The organism is Paraburkholderia sp. RL17-347-BIC-D, assembly GCF_046027915.1.
Taxonomy (GTDB): Bacteria; Pseudomonadota; Gammaproteobacteria; order Burkholderiales; family Burkholderiaceae; genus Paraburkholderia.
This window is the reverse complement of the sequence record NZ_JARESS010000108.1, coordinates 1-10,580: the sequence shown is the minus strand read 5'-3', so window position 1 is coordinate 10,580 and position 10,580 is coordinate 1. Positions and strand designations below refer to the sequence as shown.

Annotated in this window: 8 protein-coding genes; 5 read left to right on the top strand and 3 right to left on the bottom strand. The window is 61.4% G+C overall.

Annotated elements, in window-relative coordinates; genetic code table 11:
* From P0D96_RS46635 to P0D96_RS46625, 3 genes are all read left to right on the top strand, one after another.
* Positions 1 to 655, top strand: a 655-nt coding sequence (locus P0D96_RS46635; RefSeq protein ID WP_408320982.1) for a dehydroquinate synthase/iron-containing alcohol dehydrogenase family protein, incomplete at its 5' end; no start/stop codon positions are given.
* Positions 656 to 696: 41 nt separating this feature from the next.
* Positions 697 to 1,599, top strand: a complete 903-nt coding sequence (locus P0D96_RS46630; protein ID WP_408320980.1) for an NAD(P)-dependent oxidoreductase — start codon at positions 697 to 699, stop codon at positions 1,597 to 1,599.
* A gap of 710 nt (positions 1,600 to 2,309) precedes the next feature.
* Positions 2,310 to 2,771, top strand: a complete 462-nt coding sequence (locus P0D96_RS46625; protein WP_408320978.1) for a hypothetical protein — start codon at positions 2,310 to 2,312, stop codon at positions 2,769 to 2,771.
* A 70-nt stretch (positions 2,772 to 2,841) separates the two neighbouring features.
* Here P0D96_RS46625 and P0D96_RS46620 read toward each other — a convergent pair whose 3' ends face one another.
* From P0D96_RS46620 to P0D96_RS46610, 3 genes are read right to left on the bottom strand one after another with little or no spacing between them, the layout of a single operon-like run.
* On the bottom strand, positions 2,842 to 4,317 hold the full coding sequence (locus P0D96_RS46620; protein WP_408179579.1) for an efflux transporter outer membrane subunit: 1,476 nt from the start codon (positions 4,315 to 4,317) through the stop codon (positions 2,842 to 2,844).
* Positions 4,310 to 5,497, bottom strand: coding sequence for an efflux RND transporter periplasmic adaptor subunit (locus P0D96_RS46615; RefSeq protein ID WP_408320977.1), 1,188 nt, complete (start codon positions 5,495 to 5,497; stop codon positions 4,310 to 4,312). Before P0D96_RS46615 ends, P0D96_RS46620 begins: the two co-directional genes overlap by 8 nt.
* Positions 5,487 to 8,678, bottom strand: a complete 3,192-nt coding sequence (locus P0D96_RS46610; RefSeq protein WP_408320975.1) for an efflux RND transporter permease subunit — start codon at positions 8,676 to 8,678, stop codon at positions 5,487 to 5,489. Before P0D96_RS46610 ends, P0D96_RS46615 begins: the two co-directional genes overlap by 11 nt.
* A 939-nt stretch (positions 8,679 to 9,617) precedes the next feature.
* On the opposite strand from P0D96_RS46610, the gene P0D96_RS46605 reads away from it, so the two are divergent.
* The gene (locus tag P0D96_RS46605; RefSeq protein WP_408320973.1) at positions 9,618 to 10,016 is read left to right on the top strand and encodes a hypothetical protein; all 399 of its coding nucleotides are present in this window, start codon (positions 9,618 to 9,620) and stop codon (positions 10,014 to 10,016) included.
* A gap of 168 nt (positions 10,017 to 10,184) precedes the next feature.
* Positions 10,185 to 10,580, top strand: a 396-nt coding sequence (locus P0D96_RS46600) for a POTRA domain-containing protein (RefSeq protein WP_408320971.1), incomplete at its 3' end; no start/stop codon positions are given.

The window sequence follows — 10,580 nt, the reverse complement described above, 5'->3', positions numbered from 1 at the left end:
GGTCTTCTCGGTGCTCGATCCGACCACGACCTACTCGTTGCCGCCGCGACAGATTGCCAACGGTGTCGTCGATGCGTTCGTTCATATCGTCGAGCAGTATCTGACCTACCCGGTGGACGCCAGGGTACAGGACCGTTTCGCCGAAGGCCTGCTGATTACGCTGACTGAAGTCGGCCCGCAAGCGCTTGCCGAGCCGCACAACTATGCGGTGCGAGCCAACCTGATGTGGACGGCAACGCTGGCTTTGAACGGTCTGATCGGCGCCGGCGTGCCGCAGGACTGGGCGACCCACATGCTCGGCCACGAGATCACGGCGCTGCACGGGCTCGATCACGCACAGACGCTCGCCATCGTGCTGCCTGCCATGCTGAGCGTGCGCCGCGAGTCGAAACGCGGGAAGTTGCTGCAGTACGCCGAACGAGTCTGGAACATCACTGAAGGCAGCGAGGACGAGCGTATCAGTGCGGCGATCACGGCGACGCGTGTGTTCTTCGAACGCATGTCGGTGGGAACCCGCTTGCGCGACTATCAGATCAGCGGCCAGTCGATCGGCAGGCTGATCACGAAACTCGAAGAGCACGGGATGACGGCATTGGGCGAACACGGCGACGTGACGCTCGACGTGAGCCGTCAGGTCTATCAATTCGCAGTCTGAACAGGCCCGCCTTCGCGCGGCCGATCATTTGGAATGGCATTATGAAAATTGGATTTGTAGGACTTGGCTCGATGGGCGCAGCGATCGCGAAGAACCTGATCGACGCCGGGCACGACGTGCAGGTTTTCAATCGTAGTCCAGCCCGCGCCGAACCGTTGCGCGAAGCGGGGGCGAGTGTCGCGTCGAGTCCCGCGCAGGCGGCGCTGGGGGCCGACGTAGTCTTCACGATGGTGGCCGACGATTCCGCGCACGCAGCGGTCACGTTCGGCGAGGCGGGCATCGCCACCGCACTGAAGCCGGGTGCGCTGCACATCTCGATGAGCACGATCAGTGTCGCCGCCGCGCAGGATCACGCTGCGAAGTACCGTGAAGCGGGTCTTGCCTTCGTGTCCGCGCCGGTGTTCGGCCGGCCCGATGCCGCGGCGGCGCGCAAGCTGTTCATCATGGCGGCCGGCGCGCACGAGCACCTCAAGGTTGCCGTGCCGCTTCTCGAAACGCTTGGGCAGTCGGTCGGCATTGTCGGCGAGGATCCTTCGCAGGCGAACCTGGTGAAGCTGATCGGCAATTTCATGCTGTCCGTGATCATCGAAACGCTGGGCGAAGCCTGTGCCGTAGCGGGCAAGGCCGGCATCGATCCGATGCGTCTGGTCGAGCTGCTGACGAGTGCAAACTTCAATGCGCCGCCATACAAGATCTACGGCCCGCTGATTGCGTCGCAGCAATTCCAGCCGCCTGGCTTCTCGTTGCCGCTCGGCCAGAAGGACAACCGCCTGATGCTGGCAGCCGCTGAGGCACTGGGCGTTCCGTTGCCGCTGGCAAGCCTCGTCCACGACCGGTTCCTGACGTTGCGCTCGCAAGGGCTCGGCGCTGAACATGACTGGTCGGCGGTGGCACTTTGTGCGCTGTCCGATGCCGGCTTGAGCAACGCGCTTCACGGCGGCTGAGCGCAATGGGCACAATGCCGCTCGCCAGGAGCGGCATTTCACATGCCGACCAGCGCGCGAGTGGGGATGTCGAGCACGAGCGGATCCAACGTGCTATCCCAGGCTCAGCTGCGGCCCATATTCGGCTCCGCCGTCGTGGTCGCGCGGTTTCGAGCCTGACACCTCGCACGACCTGTATCAGAGAGTGGTCAGTGGCGATCTCGATGCCGCGGTCGTCACACGGCCACCATTCAATCTGCCGAAAAGTTGCGACTGGCACACGTTCAGGGAAGAGCCGCTCGTGCTCCTGAGCCTGCCGCGATGAAGGTGACGGATCCGCACGTCACATTGCAGACGGAACCGTTTCTCCGTTACGACCGCAATGTTGTCGGTGGGCAACTCGCCGAGAGCTACCTTCGGCAACATTGCATTACGCCGCATCAACGCTGCGAGCTCGACGGGCTCGGTGCGGCTCCGGTTGATCCAGGCTTTCTTGCAAGTGGCCTCGGAATTCGATTGTGGCTAAGCGGCACAGTGCCGTTGCAAATTTATCGTAAATGCAGCCTCACCGATATCGCTATAGAATTGACGCGACCCAACCGTGAATGTCGATGATTCGCGAGTCAGCAGGGCCGTTTCGCAACTCTCTAGTCGATACACTTTCAATGTCCCATAGCACTCGCCGGCCCACGGGCCGCGTTTCTTTTGGTCGGCGTCACCTGAGCAAGGAGATGCTGCTCCCAATGACGAGGCGAGCTGCCTCTGATATCTCGCTCGCAAATCACCTTGCGCTTGCGGTCTGCCGCAAAGGGCAAGGAAACGCTCATCTGATCAGTGAGCTGAACAGAGCCGTCTATCTGACGTACTACTTACAAGAGGCCGGATTCGGTAATGCATCTGTCGATTTGTATCGGCGTGCCGAGGCCGCATTGGATCAAGCTGCTGGCAGGGCACAGTGTGACGGCGTGTGGCAAGTCAGTGCGGAGGTCGCGAGTATGCTTGAGGAAATTCTCGCCATTCACGATCAGCAACTGACGGCGGCTGCGACCAGACACGTGATCGGGGCCAAAGCGCGGTTTGCCAGGTTGAACAGAAGCAACCACCGTTCGCCGGTTTCGCAAGACGCACGGCCAACTGATCGCCGCGACGACTCCGGGTTCAACGTTTCCGCGACCGCCAACAGGTTGCAATAGTCCGGACAGGGAACGCGCTCCGAAGTAGCCAACAATTCGGGGCTGCCGTTCCCGCGCCGTGTAGCGGCGGTCAATTCGCGCTGGGTGCCGTTGCCGCTGCTGTAGCGACGAGTGCCGGCGCCGCAGCCGCTTGAGCCAGTTCGTCGCTTGACCATCCACCGCCGAGCGCATGCAGGAGTTGCACGTTCGCACTCAACTGGCGCGTCTGGATATCGAGCACGCTGCGTTGCGCTTCGAGTGCGACCGTCTGTGCCTGCACGACATCGAGGTAGCCCACCACGCCCTGGCGATATTGACGCAACGCGAGGTCGACCGAGTACTGCGCGGCGTTGGCTGCGTCCCGTTGCTCACCCAACGCAGTGCCGAGATACGACAGCAGGGCAAGGTTGTCTTCAACCTGCTGGAATGCAGACAGTACTACGCCGCGGTAGCGTTCTCCCGCTTCTTCGGTTGCCGCCTTGGCGGAATCGAGTTGCGCACGACGGTACCCGCCGTCGAACACGTACTGCACGAGCTGCGGGCCGACCGCCCAGAACAGATTGGGCGCGCTAACGAGGCCGGCGTAGGCTGCGCTTTGCACACCGCCCTGCAAGCTCAGCATGATGTCCGGGAAGTAGGCCGCCCGCGCGACGCCAATCTTTGCGTTGGCCTCGGCCACCCGGCGTTCCGCCGCAGCGACGTCGGGCCGGCGTTGCAGCAGCGTCGACGGCAGGCCGGTGGGAATCGCCGGCAACGCGATGGCGGCGGTCTGGGGCGGCAGGCTGAATTCGGACGCAGAGGTTCCGACCAGGACCGCGATCGCGTGTTCAAGCAGAGCCCGTTGCGCCAGGTTCTGCGACAGCTGCGACTTCGCTGACGAAAGTTGCGTTTGCGCTCGGGAAACATCGAGGCCCGACACGATCCCACTGTTATGCAAAGTTTGCGTGAGTTGTAGCGCCTTCGTATACGCCACGACAGTTTCGTTCAACAGCTCGGTTTGCTGGTCGAGGCCGCGCAAGCGGAGGCAACTGTCCGCGAGTTCGACCTGCAGGCTCAGCCTGACCGAGGCCAGATCGGCCTGGGTCGCCTGCGCCTCGTCCTTGCCGGCCACCACGGAGTCGCGCACACGCCCCCAAAGGTCGAGGTCATAGTTGATTTCGCCGCCAAGCGTGACGGAGTTGTAGTCGTTCGGGCCGCCCACGCGCAACGGCCGGTTGTCGGACTGGCGCTCACGCAGCGGCACGGCGCTCACACTGACCGACGGGTACAGTCCCGACTCGACCTGCGCCACGAAAGCCTGCGCTTGCTCATAGTGTGCGTACGCCGCGCGCAAGTCGGTGTTGTTGGCCAGCAGACGCGCTTCGAGATCGTCGAGTTGCGCGTCGCCATACATCTTCCACCAGCCGTTGCGGTCTATCCGGTCGGCGGGCTGTGCCGTGGTCCACGGGCCGACCGTCTTGTATTGCGCCGCGATCGGCGTCGGCGGGACGTGATATTGCGGCGCGAACGAGCAGGCGCAGAGCGCGACGACGCTCGCGAGAAGCGCCGGAAGTCCATACTTAACCATGTGCAGCTGCCTTCTTGTCGGTCGCCGTCGCCACCTCCACGCTGTCGCCGTCGGCGAGTCCGTCGGGCGGTGTATCGATCACGCGATCGGTTGCGGCGAGCCCTGAGCCGATCTCCACCGAGTCGCCCAGGTCGCGATTGATCTTCACCTGTTTGAACAGCACGTGACCGTTCGCGCCAAGCGTGGCGACCACGACGCCGCGGCTATCGAAGACGAGCGCGCTGGCCGGTACACGGACCGAATCGGCGGAGGCGGGCAACGAGAATTTCAGGCTGGCGAAGCCGCCCGGCAGCAGCTTGCCGTTGGCGTTGTCGACCAGTAGTTGAACCAGCGTCGTTCCCGAACTCGAATTGACCGAGTCTGCCGCCGCTACCACGCGCGCGGTGAACTGCTGGTCGGGATACTCCGGGACGGTCAGGTTGGCGGTCGTGCCGTCGTGTATCGCCGGTGCGTAGTTCTGCGGCACCTGGACATACACGCGTAACTGCTTGACGTCGGAGACCGCGAACAGCTCCTGTCCGACCCCGCCGCTGCCGGCGTTGACCAACGCGCCGACGTCGGTATCGCGGGCGGTCACCACGCCGTCGAATGGCGCGACGATGCGCGCGAAAGCCTTGGTCGCGACGAGGCGGTCCACGTTGGCCTTCGCGGCCGCGACGATCGCTTCCTTGGCGGCGTAATCAGCCGTGCGCTGATCGACATCCTGCTGGGCGACGGAATCGGTGCCGCTTAGCGCTTCCCAGCGCTTGGCAGTCGTACCCGCAAGTAAAGCATTCGCCTGGGCACTCTGGAGATCCGCGCGCGCTTGCAATAGTTGCTGGTCGAGCTCGGGCGTTTCGATTTCGGCGAGTACCTGGCCCGCTTTGACCGGCGCGCCGATATCGACATTCCATGATTTCAGATAGCCGCTGACCTGCGCGAAAATCGGCGCCCGCGTAAACGCTTCGAGGCGGCCGGGCAGTTGCAGCGAGGGGCCGTTGGCGTCGCGCAAGGGCTGGATCACGTTGACGGTCGGCACGGCCTGGGCGTCAGTCCAGGTTTTCAGTTTGCGGGCATCGGCGGCTCGCAGCGTGAGACCGGCGACGACGATGCCTAAGACGACCAGCAGGCCGACCACGCCTGCTACCAAAAGCGGGCGGCGCGACGGTGTATCAGTGGGAAAAGTAGATTCAGACGACATGAGCAGGACCTCCCGAGACGGATGCCGGGGTAGCCGCGCGCCCGGGGCGCGCGTGAACGATACAGAAAATGACGGGGACGAGGAACAGCGAAGCGGTGGTGGCAAACAGCAGACCGCCGATCACCGCGCGGCCAAGCGGCGCGTTTTGCTCGCCGCCTTCGCCTAAGGCAAGCGCCATCGGCATCATGCCGATGATCATGGAAAGCGCGGTCATGAGCACGGGGCGAAAACGCGTAAAGCCCGCTTCGAGCGCGGCCTTGAATGGGTCGCCGTGGACGGCAAAACGTTCGCGGCAGAAACTGACGACCAGAATCGAGTTGGCCGTCGCCACCCCCATGCACATGATCGCACCGGTCAATGCGGGTACCGAGAGCGTCGTGTGGGTCGCGAACAGCATCCAGACGATACCTGCCAACGCGGCAGGCAACGCGGTCACGATCACGAACGGGTCGGCCCACGACTGGAAGTTGACCACGATCAGCAGATAGATCAACACCACCGCACCAAGCAGGCCGAACAACATGCCGGCAAAGGCGCTGTTCATCGTCTGGACCTGGCCCAGCAGTGCAACGGAGGAGCCCTTGGGCAAGGTGCCGGCGTTGTCGTGCACGATGCGCTGGATATCGGACGCCACCGCGCCGAGGTCGCGGTCTTGGGTGGTCGCGAAGATCTCGACCATGGGCTGGATGTTGTACTGGCTGACAACCTCATTGCTGCTGGTGCGCTGGACTGTCGCCAGACCACCGAGGATCTGGGCGGTGCTTCCGCCGCTGGCCGTGATCGGCAGATTTTGCAGCGCGGCGAGCGAATCGAGGCTGTATTGCGGCGTTTGCATCACGATCGGATAAGAGACGCCGTTCGCGTTGTTCAGCCAGAACGTGGGCGCGACCTGGCTGGATCCCGCGAGGTTTACCACCATACTGTTCGTCACGTCACGCTCGGTGATGCCGAGCAATTGCGCGCGCGTGCGGTCGACATCGACGTTGAAGGTCGGGTTGCCGTGCGACTGCTCGATCCGCGCATCGACCACGCCCGGCACATCGCGGACCTGGCGCAGCAGACGGTCCGCATACGCGTAGTTGGCGTTCAGGTTATTGCCGCGAATCTGCAGGTCGATCGGCGCCGGCGAACCGAAGTTCAGGATCTGACTGATGATGTCCGCTGGCGGGAACGAAAACGTGACGCCCGGGAATTCTCGCGGCAATCTCTCGCGCATGACGCGAACATACTCGTCGGTTGGACGATGGCCTTCGTTCAGCGCGATCTGGATGTCACCGTCCTGCGAGCCGACCGTACCGGTGTTGTTGTACGCGGTATTGATGCCGCTGACCGGCAGACCCATGTTGTCGACCACGGTGCCGAGATCCACGGGCGGAATGATCTGGCGAATCGCGCCTTCGACATTCGCAAAGATCTGCGCGGTTTTTTCAACCCGAACGCCGACCGGTGCGCGCACATGCATCAGGATTTGTCCGGAATCGACCGAAGGGAAGAAGTTGCGGCCGAGGAACGGCACCAGCGCGAAGGAGAGGGCGACAAAGCCGAGGAAGCCGCTGACGAACGGACGCCGGTGGGTCAGCGCGAGTTCGAGCAACCTGCGGTAGGCGCTGCGCACCTTTTCAAAGCGCGCTTCGAAGCCGCGCTGGAAACGCCCGAGCGGGCCGGGGCGCTTCGTGTCCTCGGCGTGCTCGTCCTGCACATGCTGTTTCAGCAGGTATTTCGCCATCGTCGGCACAAGGGTTCTCGACAGGATGAACGACGAGATCATCGCGAAGATCACCGCTTCAGCCATCGGCACGAACAGGAAGCGCGCGACGCCGTTCAGGAAGAACATCGGTACGAACACGATGCAGATACAGAGCAGCGAGACGAACGCCGGCGTGACGATCTGCGCGGCGCCGTCGAGAATAGCCGTCTCCACCTCCTTGCCATGCTCGAGGTGCCAGTTGATGTTTTCGATGGTCACCGTGGCGTCGTCGACCAGAATCCCTACCGCTAACGCGAGACCGCCGAGCGTCATGATGTTCAACGTCTCGCCGAGCGCGGACAGCGTGGCGATGGAGCCGAGGATGGCGAGCGGGATCGAGGTTGCGATGATGATCGTCGAGCGCCAACTGCCAAGGAACAGCAGGATCATCAGGCTCGTCAACACGGCCGCGATCACGCCCTCGCGCGCCACGCCGGTGATCGCCGCACGCACGAACAGCGACTGGTCGCCGATGGGCTCGATCTGCAGGTTATCGGGCCATGACGCCTTGCCTGCAGCAATCCGCTGCTTGATGCCGGAAATGATGCCGAGCGTCGACACTGAACCGTTCTTAAGCACCGACATCAGTACCGAACGCCGGCCGTCCACGTGCACGATATTGGTCTGCGGCGGGCTGCCATCGCGCACGTTCGCAATGTCACGAATATAGACCGTGGTGCCGTTGGCCGCCTTGACCGGCAGATCGCCCAACGCTTTGATTTGCGACGGTGCATTGTTCAGTTGCAACGTGTACTCGTAGTCACCGATCTTTTCCGTGCCGACCGGCGTAATCAGGTTCTGGCCGGCGAGCGCATTGGCGACATCCTGTGCGGACAAGCCCCGCGCCTGGAGTGCCGCCGGGTCGACGTCGATTTGCACCTGACGTGTCTTGCCGCCGAACGGGTAAGGGATCGCTGCGCCTGCTACCGTCGTGAGAACCGGGCGCACTGCATTCAGGCCAAGGTCACCGAGATTCTGTTCGGAGAGTCCCTTGCCGGACAGCGCCAACTGGATGATCGGCACGGTCGACGCGTTGTAGTTCAGGATCAGAGGAGGCGTCGTACCTGCAGGCAACTGCCGCAATTGAGTTTGCGCAACCGAGGTCACCTGCGCGTTCGCCGTGCTGATATTCACGCCCGGCTGGAAGAAGATCTTGATGATCCCGAAGCCGGCGACTGATTCCGCCTCGATATGCTCGACGTCGTTCACCGTGGTCGTCAGCGTGCGTTCGAATGGCGAGGTGATGCGGCCGACCATCTGGTCCGGGGGCAGACCCGTGTACTGCCACACGACGCTGATCACGGGAATCCTGATATCCGGAAAGATATCGGTTGGCGTCCTCATCGCGGACAAAGGACCGATGATGAGAATGAAGATCGCCAGGACTACGAAGGTGTAGGGTCGCCGAAGGGCGATACGGACTAGGCCGAGCATGAGAATTCCAGAGCTTGGGGTAAAACGTAAGAGTGTCCTGGCGGAGGCTAGCGCGGCGTGCGGTGGCGCGCAGCCGCGTGCTTGTACCTGCCACAAGCACAAGACGCACTTGAGCTGACGGCATATTCGACCGTGACGGAATACTGGATAGGGCTACGCATAATCTGCATTTCTTGAGAATTGCTCTGCTGCTTACGATCAGTCAAAAAGCTTGCGTGCATCTTTCAATTGCCCGGCGTTTGGAAGAGAAAGACATGCGCAACGAAGAGGGTCGCCTTGGGCCACGTGCCGATGTGCTGCAACGCAACTCAAGCGCGAATGTACACAAAGCTCGGCATTCCTGCTGAAGGACAAATAAGAAGTCAGGCACGTATGAATGCGGGGTGAGTCCATTTCTCTTTACCCGCAAATGCCGGGAATACCTTGTCATTGTTGGGCAGAGGGATGTGTGTCAAGAACCGGACACAGGCGTGCGAGCGCCGTTTCCTGCGAAGGCTAAACCGTCAGCGTTTTTTATTACCGATTGTTCGAGAGGTCCACATGTGCTCTTGACACCATTTGCTAAGTGGCATTCAAAGAGCCGACTTCGATTCTGGAGATGAGGTCTTCACGCCATCGCCATATCATTCAAGATGAACGTCACGGTAAAAGCGATGTTTTGCACAAAACAGTTGTGCGGAAAACATGTGGACTAGAAAGCGGTTTTCACGCCCCCGAGTCGGTCGTTAATTGGCGGAGAACGATGCTTTCAATCCGTGCCGATCTCCCTTTCTCTTCTGAAATGTTCAGGGTCAATGTTGCCCGCGGGCCGCATAAATTTGCTGGATTGAAGATTCAGTAATGGATAAGGGCCGAAGGAAAGTTTAGCTAACCGTCGCGTAACTCAAGGCTTGGGAGCGCGTCCTACACTTCAGTCCTTGCTTGATTCTGGAGTGCTCCATGGCACCGCGACCCTCTCTTGCGATCGACTCCGTACGTGGCTTCGAATTGACGGGCGACGGTCAGTATTTGATGTTGAAAGCCAATCAGACTTCCAGCATTGCGTTGCATTGCTCAGTCATGCACGAGCTGCTGGCAGCGTTGTCGAACGCGATTGGCGTGTCGGAGCGGATTCGCAGCAAGAAAAAGAGTGTGAAATTCGCGATGCCGTGTGAGGCCTGGGAGATCGGCAAGGACGCCGGTGCGGCAGCCCATCTGATTCTTACATTCCGTCTGCCCGGCGGCGCGGAACTGTCGTTTCGCATGCAACGCACTGAGGCCGCACACATGACGGAAGTCCTGGCGCTTCTGAGCGGCATCGCAAAGATTGGTGATCTGTCCGCCATCACGGTGCAATAGAGCTCGCGCCTGAATCACCCGCGACCTAGATCGATACGCGACATAGCGTATTGAAGTCGGGTCTCCACGTTGTGTCTCTATCATTTGGCTTCCCTTTGCATGCTTGTTCAAACTTCAACTGCACGCCGTAGCAGGGCGGTGACTCTCGTCGGCCTAAGTGTGACAGCAATGTCGGCCCACGCGAGCGACTCGTTCGTGATTCGCGATATCCGTCTTGAGGGATTGCAACGCGTCGAACCTGGTACCGTGTTCGCCTATCTGCCCATCAAGCAAGGCGACACCTTCAGCGACGATAAGGCATCGGAAGCCATTCGCGCTCTGTACGCCACGGGCTTCTTCAACGACGTCAAGATCACGACCGAAGGCAACGTCGTCATCGTGCAGGTGCTGGAACGTCCGGCCATCGGCACGATCGACTTCGCCGGCATTCATGAGTTCGACAAGGACAACCTGACCAAGGCGCTGCACGCTGTTGGTTTGTCGCAAGGCCAATACTACGACAAGGCGCTGGTCGACAAAGCCGAGCAGGAACTGAAGCGCCAATATCTGACGCGCGGCTACTAC

Coding starts and splice junctions, on each gene's coding strand:
- P0D96_RS46630 (WP_408320980.1), top strand. CDS start 697: ATGAAAATTGGATTTGTAGGACTTGGCTCGATGGGCGCAGCGATCGCG.
- P0D96_RS46625 (WP_408320978.1), top strand. CDS start 2,310: ATGCTGCTCCCAATGACGAGGCGAGCTGCCTCTGATATCTCGCTCGCA.
- P0D96_RS46620 (WP_408179579.1), bottom strand. CDS start 4,317: ATGGTTAAGTATGGACTTCCGGCGCTTCTCGCGAGCGTCGTCGCGCTC.
- P0D96_RS46615 (WP_408320977.1), bottom strand. CDS start 5,497: ATGTCGTCTGAATCTACTTTTCCCACTGATACACCGTCGCGCCGCCCG.
- P0D96_RS46610 (WP_408320975.1), bottom strand. CDS start 8,678: ATGCTCGGCCTAGTCCGTATCGCCCTTCGGCGACCCTACACCTTCGTA.
- P0D96_RS46605 (WP_408320973.1), top strand. CDS start 9,618: ATGGCACCGCGACCCTCTCTTGCGATCGACTCCGTACGTGGCTTCGAA.